We start from the raw sequence: 15,755 nt of genomic DNA on the forward strand, positions 1-15,755 counted from the left end.
CCAAATCAGCTGTCGAGTCCAAAGTCTTTAACAAGCGAACCTAGGCCGCCTTGATAGCCGCTTCCGATCGCATTGAATTTCCACTCTCCGCCGTGACGGTATAGTTCCCCTACGACGATAGCAGTTTCGATAGAGAAATCTTCTCCCAAATCGTAGCGGATCAGCTCTTCATTTGTCTCCTCGTTGAGAATGCGTACATAGGAATTGCTTACCTGCCCAAAATTCTGGGCTCTCGCTTCTCCGTCATGGATAGTGATGGCAAAAGTGACTTTTTCAATAGAAGAAGGAACGGCTGAAAGATCGACTTTCACTTGCTCGTCATCGCCTTCTCCTTCGCCTGTTCGGTTATCGCCTGTATGCTCTACAGCACCGCCGGCACCTTTTGTATTATTATAGAAAACAAAATCAGCCTCTGATGAAGCTTTGCTTTCCGCATTCAACAGGAAAACCGAAGAATCAAGGTCAAAATCTTTGCCGCCGTCATATTTATTCGTATCCCAGCCAAGTCCTACTACTACTTTTGACAAGCCCGGATTGCTTTTAGTCAAATCGACTTTTTGTCCCTTTGATAAGTTAATTGCCATTCAAAATCACTCCTTAAGCATATTTATTGGCGATTGAGCCAATATCAGAATCTGTAGTTCCTTCACCTACTGCAGAGAATTTCCATTCGCTGCCCTGGCGATACAATTCGCCTGGGATCAAGGAAGTTTTACCAGAGTAGTTCTCTGTCAGGTTATAATGGATAAGTTCTTCTTTGTTCTGGTTATCAACCAGACGGATAAAGGCGTTTTCAATCATCCCGAAATCCTGTTTTTTCTGTTTTGCATTATAAATATTCACCACGAAAACCAAACGATGGATTGACGGGGAAATGCGTTTAAGATCGATGTTGATTGTTTCATCATCGCCTTCGCCTTCGCCAGTAAGATTGTCACCCGAATGTACAACACTGCCGTCACGGCTTTGCTTGTTTCCGAAATAAATAAGATTTTCCTTGCCTTTAAGTTTTCCATTTTCATCAAGCATGATGACTGAAGCGTCACAGTCGATATCAGAACCGCCGCCTCCGCCCCCAAGAATTGCACTCAGGAATCCACCGCTCTTTTTCGTTTCTACAGGATCCCATCCAAGTCCGACCATAATGCTTGAAAGAGATGAACGTCCTTTTGTTAAATCGATCTTTTGACCTTTTACTAAATTGATAGCCACTATTAACACTCTCCATTCATCTTTATGTATTCTATTGTTAATACTATTGATAGTTGCGGAAAATTTCAATTCTAAGGGTCGAGTCGTCCATTTAAGGCAAACTGTCTCCAAGCTTAAACCTAGCATTTTCCATTTTATGTGTCAATCGGTTTAAGCGGAATTTTCAGAATTATTAAGTGCTGTTTTCAATTTCCGCGATCATTATAGTTATACGTCCCACTTCAAGGAAAGTTTCATCTTTTATAGTTCAAAAGATAGGATAAATATAAAATCCCCTGCTCTTTTGCACATACTTTACCTCTAAATCGGGTATACATCGCAAGGAGCTACTATCATATAAAATTTAGGAGGAGAGTCCAGATATGAAGCTGATCTCTATTATAGTTCCAGCCTACAACGAAGAAGAAAACATCTCTCCCATCTACGAAAAATTAGTTAAGGAACTTACCGCTGTTCCTTATAGATATGAAATTTTATTCGTTAATGACGGCAGCAGGGACGGCACGTTGAAAGAAATACTCAAGCTCGCTGAACAGCAGAACAGTGTAAAATATATATCCTTTACCCGCAACTTCGGCAAGGAAGCCGCCATTCTCGCTGGACTGAAAAGAGTCAAAGGAGACGCCGCGATTTTAATGGACAGCGATATGCAGCATCCACCTACTCTTATCTCAGAATTGCTTCAGGGATTTGAAGAAGGCTTCCATCAGGTCGTTGCAAAACGGACTCGGACTGGCGATCCGAAAGTTCGCACCTTCTTATCCAGTTTGTATTATAAATTGATCAACTCCATTACCGATGTCGACCTGGCGGATGGTGAAGGAGATTTCCGCTTAATGAGCAGAAAGGCAATTGACTCATTGCTCCTGCTGAGTGAAAATAACCGTTTTTCTAAAGGCTTATTTTCCTGGATAGGCCTCAGCAAAAAGACCATTTGCTACGAGAACGTTCTTCGAGAAGGCGGCAGCTCTAAATGGTCATTCGCCAGCCTGATCAATTACGGTATCGATGGAATTATATCTTTCAACACAAAACCGCTGCGTATTTGTTTTTACACAGGATTTATCGTCCTTATTCTTTCCCTCGCTTATATTGCTTATACTTTATACGGCATTTCTCAAAGAGGGATTACCGCTCCCGGCTATTTCACCACCATCACTGCAATCCTGGTGCTCGGCGGAATCCAATTGATCAGCCTCGGCGTAATCGGGGAATATATTGGACGCATCTATAATGAAACAAAACGGCGCCCGAACTTCCTGGTGGATATCAGCAATGTGGATGAATACGATGAATCTTAAATCGCTGAATACCGAGTTCACCCGTTTCCTGTTCGTTGGTGTCATCAATACGTTAAGTTATTATTCCATCTACCTGATTCTCCATAATCTTTTCTCGCTGCCTTATATGCTCGCACATATAATTGGTTTTCTAATCAGCTTGAATGTGTCTTTTTTCTTGAACACTTACGTTACGTATAGAGTAAAACCCACTCTCAAGAAATACCTGTTCTTCCCTTTGACGCAAGTCGTCAATATGACGGTCTCAACCATTCTAATTTTCATATTTGTTGAATACTTGAATTTAAACAGCAATATTGCGCCTTTTGCCGCTGTGATTTTTACGGTGCCTATCACTTTCATCGTTTCCAGCAAAATCATGAAAGATCCCGTACGGCAGAAATAAATTAAAGTCGGTGAATTCATGTTAAAAAAACATCCCTATTGGTCGCTGCTGGCAATCAGCTTTGCGCTTGCCACCCTGTCCCACGGTGTCTTTCTTTATCAATGGTCACAGGGACAGTATATGGCTGGCGTCAATGATGGCCTGTCACAGATGATGCCATTCAAACATCTTCTATATGAACAATATACAAACGGAGAATTTTTCTATTCCTTCGATTTTGGATTAGGCGCAGGCACTTTCAGTGAATTGGCGTATTATTTTTCCACATCCATTGTCTTTCTCATAACCGTTCCCTTTGTCTGGCTGTTGGACGTCACCGGCATCGTCCAGGAACCCGACGTCCTGTTCTGGGCAAACGCGGCGGTTTTCATCAGTGTAATCCGTATGAGTTTTGTTCTGTTCATTACATCCCGCGTTTTCATGTACATGAAAATCCCGTATTGGCCGTCTTTGATCGGCGCTTCCGTTTACGGGATATCAGGAATGTTTTTCCGGCACACCGTGTACTGGGAATTTTTTGCTGATGCTTTTTTATGGCTTCCACTGCTTATATTGGGGATCGAGAAAATACTCAGGGAACAAAAACCCGGCTGGTTTCTTGTGGCTGTTTCCATATCGTTCTTTGATAATTTTTATTTTGCCTATATCAATTTCCTATTGGCCGCCATCTATATCCTTTTCCGTCTGTTCATCCCACTGACTGCAGATGAAAAGGATAAAAAGAAAAAACTGCTGACATTCATGGGAACCGGCATCATCGGATTCGGCATCGGCGCGGTAGCATTCATCCCTGCAGTTTATGCGTATCTGAATAATCACCGTCCGCCATTCCAACAGGAAATCCCGATTTTCGACCCTTTTGATAATATCCTTTATACTAGTCGCTATATTATATTGCCGGCGCTGTTTGTGCTGTTCTTATTTATGTTCCGTTTTTACGGCAATAAAACCTTCCGCCTTTTTGCTTTAATGGGGATTGCGGGAATAGTGATGCATTTGAGCCCGCTTGTAAGCAGCGTATTCAACGGATTTTCCGCTCCTCAATACCGCTGGGAATATTTCATTTCTTTCGCAGCTGGCGGAGCGATCGCCAGCGGTCTCGGGATGCTCACTAAAATTTCACGACGCAATTTCTTCATTGCAACGAGGCTGACGGGTTTCATCTATATCATTTATGCGTTACTGGATCCTGCGCTGGAATTCGACTTCGTGGAAACAGGAGTTGTTCTCGGCGGTCTATTGCTGACGATTTCCGCTGTTTGGGCAGCACTCTATTTCAAGAAATCCAGTACTCTGATTATTGTTGGACCTGCTTTATTGGCGTGGCTGATCGTCTTCGCGAATTTCTATCAGTCGGACAAAATACTGGAGATGGGCAACGTCGATCAAGTCAGCAAAGAACTGATTACAGGCAAAGATTATGACGATCCTGAAGTCCGCGGCCTGCTCGAACAGATCCATAGCCGCGACAATGACGAAATGTATCGCATCGAATGGATGCAGGGCGTTCGCAATAACACACCGATTGTCCAGGATTTCCAGGGGCTGAGTGCGTATTCCAGCATTTTGAATAAAAACCTGCTGTATTTTTATCTGTATGATATGGAAATCGATATGGGCCGCGAGAGTGTCAGCCGCTATGCGACACTCGGCAATCGCGCGAACCTCTTCAGCATGGCGCGCGGGAAATACATCATCCGTCCAGCTGATGACCGTAACATTCCATACGGATTCAATGAAATTCTTGAATCAGAAAATTATAAGGTATACGAAAACGAAAATGTCCTGCCCTTTGCCCGGGGCGCAACCGAATTCTATTCAGAAGATAAACTGTCAATGCATCCGCCTTTGGTCCGCGAACACGCTATGCTTAACGGCATTGTCCTGAATACGGAAGAAGAAGGCAGTCCTATCCAAGTAACAGGCGATATAACATCAAAATTCACCATCGAAGAGAAAGAGGCACGCTATGACGATGGAATTTTGGAGGTTACAGGTGAAACTGGCGGCATCGATCTCGTTTGGGAAAATCCCGCTGCAAGCCAGGGTGACCTCTATGTGTCATTCAATTTGGTGAACACCGCTGAAGATGAAGGTTTCAATCTGACAGTCAACGATTATGTCACTTCCCGAAAATCAAATCAATCGGTATACAAAACCTACGTGGATGATCTGACAATCCGGGTGCCTTATCAGGAGCGTGCAGAGATCCGCGTACCGGAAGGGCGATACTTTTTGACGGAAATCCAATTATTCGAAGAAGATTATGACACTCTGGAAAGAGAAGCAGATGAGGCTGCGGGGCTGAAGAAGCTCGAAATAGACGGCAGCCGTGTTGAAATTCTGTATGACAACACGGCTGGTGACGATTACCTGTCTGCTGTCATCCCTTATGAAAGAGGATGGAGTGCAACGGTAAACGGTGTCGACACTGATGTACTGAAAGCCAATTACGCTTTTGTCGGCGTTCCGATTGAAGCGGGTGAAAACCACATCGTCTTTACTTATCGCCCTCCGTTTTTCGTCCCTTCACTGATACTGAGTGTTCTGTCGCTCTTATTTGCGATGTTTTGGCTATTCAGAAAAAAACATGCTGATTCTGAATAGCGTCAGAGCGTTTAGCTGAATGAGCAGCGGGAATAGGAAAGTCATGGAATCCACTTTCAGGAGGAGATAATATGGCTAAAGATAAATACGAAAAAATTGATGAAGCAATTGACCCGCAGGAACAAGGCAAGCAGCCGGGAGTTGAAAAACAGATGGACCCGGAGCCCATCTATGATGATAAGGATTATAAAGGCGCCGATAAGCTGAAAGGCAAGACTGCTTTGATCACTGGCGGCGACAGCGGCATCGGACGGGCAGTTGCCGTCGCATTCGCCAAAGAAGGCGCCAACATTGCGATTGCATATCTTGATGAACACGATGACGCTGATGAAACGGTTAAAGCTGTGGAGTCCTATGATGTCAAATGCATGAAGTTTGCGACGGACATCAGCAAAGTCGAAAATTGCAATCAGCTGGTCGTTGATGTCATCGGAGAGTTCGGCCAATTGAATGTTCTTGTGAACAATGCCGGGAAGCAGTTTCCGCAAGATGATTTCCTGAACATTTCAGAGGATCAGCTCCGCGAAACTTTCGAGACGAATATCTTTTCGATGTTCTTTTTGACGCAAGCGGCTATTCCGCACATGCAAAAAGGAGATTCGATCATCAACACCTCATCAGTGACAGCTTACCGCGGATCTCCGACATTAATCGATTACTCAGCGACCAAAGGAGCCATTACAGCGTTTACCAGATCCCTTTCCGCTAATCTTATCGATGACGGCATCCGCGTAAATTCTGTCGCTCCAGGACCGATTTGGACACCGTTGATCCCGGCTACTTTCGATGCCGAAAAAGTCGGCGAACACGGAGGCGATACACCAATGGAGCGCCGCGGCCAGCCTGCAGAATTAGCACCGGCTTACGTATATCTGGCATCTAAAGATTCCACCTACGTAACTGGCGAGACCATCCACGTAAACGGTGGAGACTTCATCAGTTCCTAACAAAAAAACCCTCTCTTGAGGGTCTTTTTTTGTCTATTCACGATTCTATTGTAAAAAAACTGGGTATACAGCGGATAACTATAAAATATTCCAGGAGGAATATCAGATGAAGTATATTGAAGCTTTGCTTATCAAATTCGCTATGATTTTCTCCGTCCTCTTTGTTATTCTGGGCCTGGCTTTTGGCGTTGAACTTTATGAAATATTCATTATAAGCCTTATCATTACAGCAGTTGGATTTGTCGGAGACTTGATCATCTATCCGAAAACATCGAATAAGATCGCGACTGGCGGAGATTTTGTCCTCGTCTTTCTCGCAGTATGGCTGCTGGGATTATGGCTGATTGCGAATCCTGATTTTTCATTGGTCATGGCCGCTCTTTTCTCTGCTTTGCTTATTGCAGCCGGCGAATGGTTCTTCCATATTTACCTGACAAAGCGTGTTTGGGAGCACAAGGAAACTTCCCATACTACTGAGCATGACGAGCCGAGACAGTCATGACTAATAAAAGCGACAGCGCCCGTTAAGCTCTGAAAGGCATAAGACGGATCAGCAGAGTGGCGTTCTTTGCCACGGCAGCTGAGTTGGCTTATGACCCGAAGAGCTGGGCGGCTGGAGTCTGGACAAAGAAAAGCGGCGGTATCCTCAAAAACCCCAAAACTTTAAAGTTTCGGGGTTTTTTACTTTTCAATTACAGGTGGAAAAAAACGCACTTTTTTCATTTCTGCATAATGGGCCATCGGTTTTTCGTATTTGAAGTTTATGCCCAGGTATGGTGCCATCGTATTTTCAACAGTTTCCCCTTGCACGTATTTCAATTTCCAGGAAGCATGGGCTATATCAAGACGCAGCAATCTATCACCCGGTTTTGTCCATAGGCAATAACGTTCGGTCAGCCACTTTTCGAGCTCAGTTGAAGCCGCTGGCTGCGGTAATATTTGATATTGTAAAGCAATTTTTTCCTGTGGATTTTCTTTGGTTACACTTTTGAAATTGATTTGTCCCTTTTTCTTGCCAAATGACATTTTGGCACTTCGATAAGGAAGAAAGCCTCCAAAAGAAGCAGTCTCTGCCGCCAACTTGCTGTTTGCATCCAAGCTGAAAAAATAAACACCAGTTTTATTCTTATATTTGACGTATGTCCGTACGTTCACTTCCAGAAAGTTTGCAGCACCAGGCACAGGAGGCATGAATCGCGGCCGCGTGCAGCGTGCTTTGAAGAGGACGATGCCAATCCACGCTTTGTCATCATAAAGATCCAGCTCCAATTCCTCCGGTACATACTTACGGATTGTCGGCGGATCAACTGGCCAATGGAGAAACAAAAGATCACGCCATGTCTGTGTCATCAACCACATATTTCTTGCCATCTTCACCACACTCCATTAAAAGAAGCCTCTTTCGCAAAAGAGGCTCCGTCCATTATTAATCGTTTTCACCAGGCAATGTATCGTGTGCTTGAGGCGGTGCTGGCTTTAACTCAGGAACCCCACCGAAAGCCTTGCTTTCTTCTTCTTTGAATGCCGCGCCATCAGGTGCAGGCTGTTTCAGGAAATCCAGCTGAGAAGCAGTGCTGTCCGCATTCGTGTACAAGGTATGGGAGAACTCTGTCGCTTCCCATTCAGGCGGCACTGTAGAAGGAACAATGACACCTTCTTTTGCTTCCATTTCTTTGATTGCTGCCAGCCATTGGTTCTGGTGCATGGTATCCCGAGCAATCAGGAATGAAAGGAGGTCTTTCACACCTCTGTCGTCTGTCATGCTGTAAAGACGAGCCACTTGCAGCCGCCCTTGCGATTCTGCGTTGACATTGGCCCGGAAGTCAGCCAGCAAGTTGCCGCTGGCGATAATGTAGCCCGAATTCCATGGCACACCGTTGCTGTCTTTAGGAGATGCCCCCAAACCATGTACGATTGCATGCTGTGGATTCATGCCGCCCATGATTGCACCCACTACAGGGTCTTTAGCGGCTTTTTCCTGCTCGTAGACAGGCGCCCCTTCCAATAATCTTGCAACCATTGTTGCAAGCATTTCAATATGTCCGAGTTCCTGAGTCCCAGTGTCCATCAGAAGGTCACGATATTTGTCATTGCCGCGCGTCCCCCAGCTTTGGAATAAGTATTGAAGCGCTACAGTCATTTCACCGAATTGACCACCAATCAGTTCCTGGACCTGTTTTGCAAAAACTGCATCCGGTGCATCCGGTTTCGCGTGATACTGCAATTCTTTTCTATGGAAAAACATACACACACTCTCCAGTCAGTTTTTTATTTTTTATCGGAATCGACCTTTCCTTCGCTATTGCCTGAACTGTCTTCCGGGTGGCCGCCATCATAATCCGACGCGTTTCCGCCGGAATTATATGAATCGTTGTCAATTTCATCCACGCCTTCTTGGCGTCTGGCGTATTCTTCACCATTCTTTATGCGTCCTTCGCTTTCCGGCTCCGTGTCTTTCGGGTGCCCACCATCGTAGTCGGAAGCGTTTCCTCCCGCATTAAAATCTTTATCATTTGAGCTTCCATCATCGTGGTTCTGTTCCATTCTTTCAGGATCGAGATTATGGTCATTCTTTTTTTCAGTCATAACGGCCTCCTCCTTCAAAAATTTTACATACATACTTTGAATACCCCGGTCATTTCAAACAAAACATACTTTTTTGATAATTAAACACAAAATTGCGCCGATTCATTTCTTTGCCCTTTTGTCTTTATTCCTTTCATGCATAGGCTCCATCCGAGTTTGTGTTTCAGTATTGCGGTGAAGGGTAAATGAAGAAATAGAGATTCTATAATGTTGAGGAGGAAAAAGCATGGCAAAAGTTTTGGCTGTTTTATCAGGCGGTTATGCAGATGAAGAAAACAATTACGTAACAGGATGGTGGGCCGAAGAGTTATTCGCACCGGCTATGGAACTTGAAAAAGAAGGCCATACAGTAGGTATTGCATCACTGCTTGGCGGCAAACCCGTTGTAGATCCGTTAAGTATTTCAAAAGATTATGACCCCGAAGGCAAATACAAAAAATTATATGAATCCGGACTCGCTGATAAGACCACTCCGCTTGTCGATGTAAAAGCGAGCGACTATGACGCTATATTCATCGTAGGCGGCCACGGAGCGATGTTCGACCTCGCCCACAGCGAAGAACTTCATAATATGATCAATATAGTATATGAACTTGGCGGCATTGTGTCAGCTGTCTGCCATGGTCCCGCTCCGTTGGTTTACACGAAAACAAAAGAAGGCCGTCCATTCTTAGAGGGACTGGATGTGACAGGTTATCCCAACGACAAAGAACCTGAAGAAGTACGTGACTTGCTGCCATTCAGTCTTGAAGATGAATTGAACAGAGTCGCCAATTATTCTAAAGCAGAAGACCAGGATCAATATGCGGTTTGGGCTAACGAACGCATTCTGACCGGCCGTGATCCCCATTCTTCTGAACTGTTCGGGAAAGAGTTGGCCAAAGCCTTAACGCGCCGGGAACTGGAACAGGAAGAGAAGTATTTTGATTAACACCCCTCTTCTTAGGGTATATATACAGAAATAAACAGAACGGGGAGGTAGTATTTGTGAGTGATAAAAACAATAACGAACCTGAGGAACGAAAAGATTACATGAGAGACAGCACAGACAATATGGACCATCCTCCTGAAAGAAAAGAAGGGCTGGAAGAACCCAATGTAAAGGAAATGCCTAAGATCAAAATCGGTGTTGCCATCTTCGTAGTCATCGTCCTGATTATTCTAGCTATAGGAATCGGTTTCGATCTGTTCGGCCTTATGGATTGACGGTTTCCACCAATATATTCTGCGAAACCAAAAGAACTCTCCCATTTAAAAAGGGAGAGTTCTTTTGGTTGAAAAGATTATATACCTTCTGTCAAATCCACTTTCGCTTCCATCAGTTCAGATCCGCGATAGAATTTAATATCCAAAGTATCGCCAACTTCCGCTTTTGTGTAGAGGTATTGTCGAAGTTCAAGTACAGAGGTGATATCATCTCCGCCCATCCCGACAATTACATCGCTTTGCTGCAGACCGGCAGTTTCTGCGCCAGAGCCTTTAGCGACCGATTCAACGACTACACCTTTTTCCAATTCAGCAGGTAAGTTCAGTTCATTTTGCCGAATCGGGGCAGGTACATTCTGAAGATCCAAAATGCTTACACCAAGCGCCGGCCTTTCAACTTCGCCTTTCGTTTCTAAATCTTCAATGATCGGAATTGCTGAATTGATCGGGATAGCCAAGCCGATTCCTTCAACTGAAGCTTGTGCAATTTTCATCGAGTTGATTCCGATCAATTGGCCTTGGCTGTTGATCAAAGCGCCTCCGCTGTTACCAGGGTTGATGGCTGCATCAGTTTGAAGCACTTCTGCCTGCCAGTCTTCTGTTCCGTCCTTATTGATGTCTATCGGTATCGAACGTTCAGTTCCTGAAATCACGCCCGTTGTCACTGATCCAGAAAATTGGAGCCCCAGTGGATTACCGATTGCGATAACCGGTTCGCCTGCTTTAAGGACGGAAGAATCACCGAATTCCGCCACATCTTTGATTTCTGCGGAATCAGTTTTCAATACAGCCAGGTCTGTCCAGATATCTGTCCCCAACACTTCGGCATCTATTTCTGTGCCATCGGACAATGTCACTTTAACTTGTTCAGCGCCTTCGACCACATGGTTGTTTGTAACGATATAAGCTGAATCCCCTTCTTTTTTATAGATGACACCAGAACCGGCTCCCGCTTCCTGCGGCTCACCGCCGTTGTTCTGTGTGAAAGGGTTTTGCTGGGCACTTTGCAAATTCGTTACACCGACAACTGCTGCCGAAGTGGCGTCAACGACTTCTGTAACATCAGAAGTGACAATCGAAGAAACATTCTCCACTCCGCTGACATTTTCCACTTGCTGAGTATCTTCACCTATCCCTATTCCCTGTTCAGTATCTGTAAATCCAGGCAATACGATGCCGGCCAATACAGCACCCGCCAATATACCCGTAAACCCTGAAGCGAAGTTCCCTCTATTTCTTCTTTTTGGTTCTGTCGAATTATAGTATCCCAATTTAAATTCCTCCTGAGTTATAATTTTCTTCACCTATCGTGTTTTGGCCATAAATAACAGTGCCGGCAATTACTGTTTGCCGCATTACTTATGCCGATGTATAAACAATAACAAGCAAATATGAATAAACTATGACCGAAGCTTTAAATAATATGGAAACTTTCAACACATTTTGAAGACATAAAAAAGCACAAGCAAAATTCGCTTGTGCTTCATTTTTCATCAGGGAGACGAATTATGAATTTCGTACCTTTTTCCAGTTCACTCTCTACCCTTACGTCTCCGCCATGAAGTTCCACTAATTGTTTGACGATGGATAGTCCCAGGCCGAATTGACCGCTTCCACGGGAAACATCGGATTTGAAGAACCTGCGCCAAATCAGATCGATCTCTTCTACATCGATTCCGCTCCCTGTGTCTTCCACTTCAATAATCGCATAGCCGGGTTCAGAATAAGAAGTGATGCGGATCTCCCCATTTTCGGTAAACTGGATACTGTTTTTCACAATATTAGTAAGCACCTGAATGATGCGGTCCATATCCACATATACTTTCTGGTCTTCAGGGGCATCAATGATGATGGAATTTCCTTTTTCAGCTGCCAGAAACTCCATCTGCTCCTGGATGATTTCAAGTAATTCTTTTGTTTCCACCGATTCTTTCAACAACGAAACCTGGTTTGACCGGATTTTTTCGTAATCCAGATTCTCATTGACCAGCCGCATCAGCCTTTTCGTTTCTTCGCTGACAAGCCGAATGCCCTTTTCCCGCTGTTCTTCTTTGATCATATAGCTGCGGAGACCTTCAATGACTCCTGCAATCGTCGTCAGCGGCGTCCTCATTTCGTGCGATACATCCGCCATGAACTGGCGCCGTCTATTTTCAAGTCGTTCAATTTCTTCATTGGATTTATGGAGCTTGGCTGTCATGTCATTAAAATCTTTCGCTAAATCCCCGAATTCATCATATCCGGACTCCGGTAATTTCACGTCATAATTTCCTTCACTGACCATCGCTGTCGCTTTCCGCATCCGCTGCAGCCGGCTGACATGCAGTTTCGACAACAAATAGCTGAGCAGAAGGGCTATGGCCAATGCCGCCAGCATCGCTGTCAGTAAGGTTCGGTTCAGTTCGAAGATCATTTCGCTTGTTCCGCTTACTGGTGCTGCAAGCAGCACCCCGCCCACCAGCTGGTTGCTTTCTACATAAGGTAAGGCCACAAATGTCACCGTGTCTTCAAAGCGCTGAACATCCCGATTGACGACAAGTGTTTCACCGCGTTCAATCGTATCCCATTCCTCCACAGTCAATTCGACTGGCGGGAATGCTTCCGAAATCGGATAGAGGATTCTGCTTTGCTGGTTAAAAACAATGAAGTTGATATTCTGAGCCTGTAAAATGGAAACATACGGCTCCAGATTTACGCCGGGACGCGGACCTTCCAATTCAGTCAAAATTTGCTCACCGTAGTTCTCCAATTCCTCCGCTTTATCCTGATAGGCAAAATCTTCGACGAATCGCACGAATAAAAGACTGAGAATCAGGAAAGATATCAGCAGGATGCTCAGATGGCTGCCCATCAATTGATAGAAATAATTAATCCGCCTGTTCTTCAAATTTATAGCCAACTCCCCAAATGGTGTGGAAGTACTGTTCACCGCCGCTTATTTTTTTGCGGATCCTTTTAATATGGACATCGACTGTCCGTTCATCACCGTAGAACTGATAGCCCCATACCCGCTCAAGCAGCTGTTCACGGCTGAATACCTGTTTAGGATGCTGCAATAGAAAGACGAGCAAGTCGTATTCCTTCGGTGTGAGATTCTCTACAACAGCACCATCCTTCAGTACTTCCCTCGTTGTTTTATTGATCGTGAAATGCTTTGTTTGTATCCGGTCTTCAACAGACTCCCCTTTTTGCGAACGCCTAGCCACAGCTTTTATCCTTGCCATTAACGTAAGCGGACTGAAGGGTTTTGTGACATAATCATCTGCCCCCATCTCAAAACCGATCACTTGGTCCGATTCGCTGTCTTTTGCTGTCAGCATGATAATCGGAATCTGATCTCCCTGCTCCCTGATTTTTCTGCACACAGAAATGCCATCCATTCCCGGCAGCATCCAATCAAGCACTAGCAAGTCATAATCGTTTTGCTGATATTTTTCGAATCCTTCGATGCCATCAGAGGCAAAATCACCGGTTATACCTTCTTTCGAAAAAAATAATTCGAGCATTGAACTGACGCTCGGATTATCTTCGACAACTAAAATATGCATTCCGAACCTCCTCTGCTTCTATGTACTAAAGTTAAACCAATACTGTTTTTAAGGCAATTGAACAAAAGCCACTCAAAGTTGAGTGGCTGGGATTGTCAGGCTTTGTCAGCCTTTTGTTTATATTTATCGAATATATTGCCGATCATATCATAATCGATGGCCATATTATTTTCATAGGCGTATTTCACTCCGTAGCCAAGCGCGACTGTCATGGCAGTTGCTACAGTGCCGCCAATAATCGATCCTGCCCCCGGAATGAATTTCAAAGCCTGCCTGTAGATTGTATGGCCGACTGTCCGGGTCGCGGTGATTACAATCATGTCTTTCGCAGCTTTTTTGGATAAAGGCTTATCGTATAGTTTTGAAAGCTTGATAATGAGACCTACTTGAAGGGATGTCAGTGGTACAACGTCCGATCCCGGAATCGGTGATGCCCCGATAATCCCGGCTGAGACACCGGCGCCGACAATCCATCTGGTAGCTGCGGCTGATTTCTCTTTCATGCTTTTTGCAAAAAGCAGGTCCTTACCTTTTTTTTCGAGCATCACAAGAATTTCCCTTTTCAGATCCTCAAAATTTTCACCCGTTTTTGAAGAAACCGGTATGACTTTGTATTTATGATTAGTGTGCTTTTTAACAAATTGGATTAAGGAAGGAATATTCTCCGCGGCATCGATTTTATTTAAAACAATGATAATATCCTTATTATTCTTCTCAATGGCCGTAAATTTCTCTTTTTCGCTGTCTGAGAACACAGTTCCCGCAGCATTCAGGAAAAATAGGACGACGTCGGATTTCTGAACGAATTCAAGCGTCTTTTTTGGATTTTCATCGTTCGGGTCATTCAAACCAGGCGTGTCCATAAATTTGATGTTTTCGAGCCCACGCATATTGTAAGGATCGACACTGACCGTTTCGCCCGGCATCGGGTTCGTACTGGCAATGTCTTCACCAATGATTCTGTTGACAGTTGAAGATTTTCCGGCGTTGACTTCGCCAATCATCGAGATCAGCAAATCCTGCTCCAATGTATCGTTGACTTTCTTCATCTCATTTTCGAACATCTTATTCATCGTCTGCATAACTTCATCTTCAAACTTCTTCACCAAATCCAGTCGCCTCCTTAAAGAATATCTATCTCTATTATAATCGTTTCATCCTTTTCTAACTATTCTAACGCCATGAATAAAAAATAGCACAAAGGGAATAACAAGGAAGACTAGAAGAAAAGGAGTGTTTAGATGCAAAATTTGAAAGCTTTATTCCTTAATACTTCACTGAAAAGCACCTCAGACCCTTCCCATACGGAAGGCTTTATGGAAGATGTGAAAGTCCATTTCAATCAGCTTGGAGTTGAATCGGAAATTGTCCGTATGGCGGATTATAACATTGCCTACGGGGTTCAGGAAGACATGGGAGAAGGCGATGAATGGCCGAAAATACTGGAAAAAGTGCTGGCCGCAGATATTTTGATCATCGGGACACCCATCTGGCTCGGCGAGAAAAGTTCGCTGTGCACACAGGCAATCGAGCGTCTTTATGGCAGCAGCAGCGTAACCAATGATAAAGGACAAGCCGTTTTCTACAATAAAGTCGGCGGGGCTATTGTTACCGGAAATGAGGATGGCGCCAAGCATTCCGCTGCCTCGATTCTATATGGACTGTCGCATATCGGCTTTACGATCCCGCCAAATGTTGATGCGTATTGGGTAGGCGAAGCGGGACCGGGAGATTCATACATGGATGCCGGTCGCGATAATGACTTTACAAAATCAGCCATTGAACGCCTTGCTTATAATACGTATCATTTTGCGGGAATGCTTAAAAATAACCCGATACCAGCTGAAGGCAATACATTGGAATAGAAAAAAAGTCCGGAACACAGGTAGACTGACATAATTAAATGGGACAATATAAAACACCTTCGAGATGGTACACTTTACACAAGTACTGAAATCGGAGG

Annotated in this window: 17 protein-coding genes; 8 read left to right on the forward strand and 9 right to left on the reverse strand. The window is 44.4% G+C overall.

From position 1 onward, the window contains the following. Window positions 1-5: 5 nt before the first annotated feature. Together AC2Q9J_RS10590 and AC2Q9J_RS10595 are read right to left on the reverse strand one after the other, a co-directional pair. A complete protein-coding gene (locus tag AC2Q9J_RS10590; RefSeq protein ID WP_499039704.1) occupies window positions 6-584 on the reverse strand; it encodes a TerD family protein in 579 nt (192 codons plus the stop codon). Window positions 585-597: 13 nt separating this feature from the next. After that, the gene (locus AC2Q9J_RS10595; RefSeq protein ID WP_499039706.1) at window positions 598-1,212 is read right to left on the reverse strand and encodes a TerD family protein; all 615 of its coding nucleotides are present in this window, start codon (window positions 1,210-1,212) and stop codon (window positions 598-600) included. A 362-nt stretch (window positions 1,213-1,574) separates the two neighbouring features. On the opposite strand from AC2Q9J_RS10595, the gene AC2Q9J_RS10600 reads away from it, so the two are divergent. From AC2Q9J_RS10600 to AC2Q9J_RS10620, 5 genes are all read left to right on the forward strand, one after another. Further along, a complete protein-coding gene (locus AC2Q9J_RS10600) occupies window positions 1,575-2,513 on the forward strand; it encodes a glycosyltransferase family 2 protein (RefSeq protein WP_499039708.1) in 939 nt (312 codons plus the stop codon). Then, entirely contained in the window at window positions 2,503-2,898 is a 396-nt protein-coding gene (locus AC2Q9J_RS10605; RefSeq protein WP_499039710.1) for a GtrA family protein, read from the forward strand. Before AC2Q9J_RS10600 ends, AC2Q9J_RS10605 begins: the two co-directional genes overlap by 11 nt. A gap of 18 nt (window positions 2,899-2,916) precedes the next feature. Continuing rightward, window positions 2,917-5,505: a YfhO family protein gene (locus AC2Q9J_RS10610; RefSeq protein ID WP_499039712.1), complete on the forward strand. Its 2,589-nt coding sequence runs from the start codon at window positions 2,917-2,919 to the stop codon at window positions 5,503-5,505. A gap of 71 nt (window positions 5,506-5,576) precedes the next feature. After that, the gene (locus AC2Q9J_RS10615; protein ID WP_084243979.1) at window positions 5,577-6,452 is read left to right on the forward strand and encodes an SDR family oxidoreductase; all 876 of its coding nucleotides are present in this window, start codon (window positions 5,577-5,579) and stop codon (window positions 6,450-6,452) included. 106 nt (window positions 6,453-6,558) lie between these two features. Further along, window positions 6,559-6,954 carry a DUF2512 family protein gene (locus AC2Q9J_RS10620; protein ID WP_499039714.1) on the forward strand — a complete coding sequence of 132 codons (396 nt, stop codon included), beginning with the start codon at window positions 6,559-6,561 and terminating at the stop codon, window positions 6,952-6,954. Between the two features lie 179 nt (window positions 6,955-7,133). Here AC2Q9J_RS10620 and AC2Q9J_RS10625 read toward each other — a convergent pair whose 3' ends face one another. The 3 genes from AC2Q9J_RS10625 to AC2Q9J_RS10635 are packed head-to-tail and all read right to left on the reverse strand — an operon-like array spanning window position 7,134 to window position 9,038. Continuing rightward, complete coding sequence (locus AC2Q9J_RS10625; RefSeq protein ID WP_117312626.1) at window positions 7,134-7,823, reverse strand: YqjF family protein; 690 nt, start codon at window positions 7,821-7,823, stop codon at window positions 7,134-7,136. Window positions 7,824-7,878: 55 nt separating this feature from the next. Continuing rightward, a complete protein-coding gene (locus tag AC2Q9J_RS10630) occupies window positions 7,879-8,697 on the reverse strand; it encodes a manganese catalase (RefSeq protein WP_117312627.1) in 819 nt (272 codons plus the stop codon). 23 nt (window positions 8,698-8,720) lie between these two features. Next, on the reverse strand, window positions 8,721-9,038 hold the full coding sequence (locus tag AC2Q9J_RS10635) for a hypothetical protein (protein WP_499039717.1): 318 nt from the start codon (window positions 9,036-9,038) through the stop codon (window positions 8,721-8,723). 226 nt (window positions 9,039-9,264) lie between these two features. Here AC2Q9J_RS10635 and AC2Q9J_RS10640 point away from each other — a divergent pair, with 226 nt between their 5' ends. Together AC2Q9J_RS10640 and AC2Q9J_RS10645 are read left to right on the forward strand one after the other, a co-directional pair. Then, window positions 9,265-9,969, forward strand: a complete 705-nt coding sequence (locus tag AC2Q9J_RS10640; protein WP_282019253.1) for a type 1 glutamine amidotransferase domain-containing protein — start codon at window positions 9,265-9,267, stop codon at window positions 9,967-9,969. Between the two features lie 56 nt (window positions 9,970-10,025). Further along, window positions 10,026-10,244: a hypothetical protein gene (locus AC2Q9J_RS10645; protein ID WP_341200886.1), complete on the forward strand. Its 219-nt coding sequence runs from the start codon at window positions 10,026-10,028 to the stop codon at window positions 10,242-10,244. Window positions 10,245-10,321: 77 nt separating this feature from the next. Here the strand turns inward: AC2Q9J_RS10645 and AC2Q9J_RS10650 are convergent, their stop codons facing one another. The 4 genes from AC2Q9J_RS10650 to AC2Q9J_RS10665 form a co-directional block, all read right to left on the reverse strand. After that, the gene (locus AC2Q9J_RS10650) at window positions 10,322-11,515 is read right to left on the reverse strand and encodes a S1C family serine protease (RefSeq protein ID WP_499039720.1); all 1,194 of its coding nucleotides are present in this window, start codon (window positions 11,513-11,515) and stop codon (window positions 10,322-10,324) included. A 212-nt stretch (window positions 11,516-11,727) separates the two neighbouring features. Further along, complete coding sequence (locus tag AC2Q9J_RS10655; protein WP_499039722.1) at window positions 11,728-13,131, reverse strand: ATP-binding protein; 1,404 nt, start codon at window positions 13,129-13,131, stop codon at window positions 11,728-11,730. Beyond that, entirely contained in the window at window positions 13,112-13,792 is a 681-nt protein-coding gene (locus AC2Q9J_RS10660) for a response regulator transcription factor (RefSeq protein WP_499039724.1), read from the reverse strand. Before AC2Q9J_RS10660 ends, AC2Q9J_RS10655 begins: the two co-directional genes overlap by 20 nt. A 95-nt stretch (window positions 13,793-13,887) precedes the next feature. Beyond that, complete coding sequence (locus tag AC2Q9J_RS10665; RefSeq protein ID WP_499039726.1) at window positions 13,888-14,901, reverse strand: GTPase; 1,014 nt, start codon at window positions 14,899-14,901, stop codon at window positions 13,888-13,890. 132 nt (window positions 14,902-15,033) lie between these two features. Between AC2Q9J_RS10665 and AC2Q9J_RS10670 the strand changes: the two genes are divergently transcribed. After that, window positions 15,034-15,657 (forward strand): flavodoxin family protein, encoded by a 624-nt coding sequence (locus tag AC2Q9J_RS10670; RefSeq protein ID WP_499039728.1) that lies wholly within the window; start codon window positions 15,034-15,036, stop codon window positions 15,655-15,657. The last annotated feature ends 98 nt before the right edge of the window (window positions 15,658-15,755 follow it).

Source organism: Planococcus sp. RAB007_Raresut (assembly GCF_057369535.1).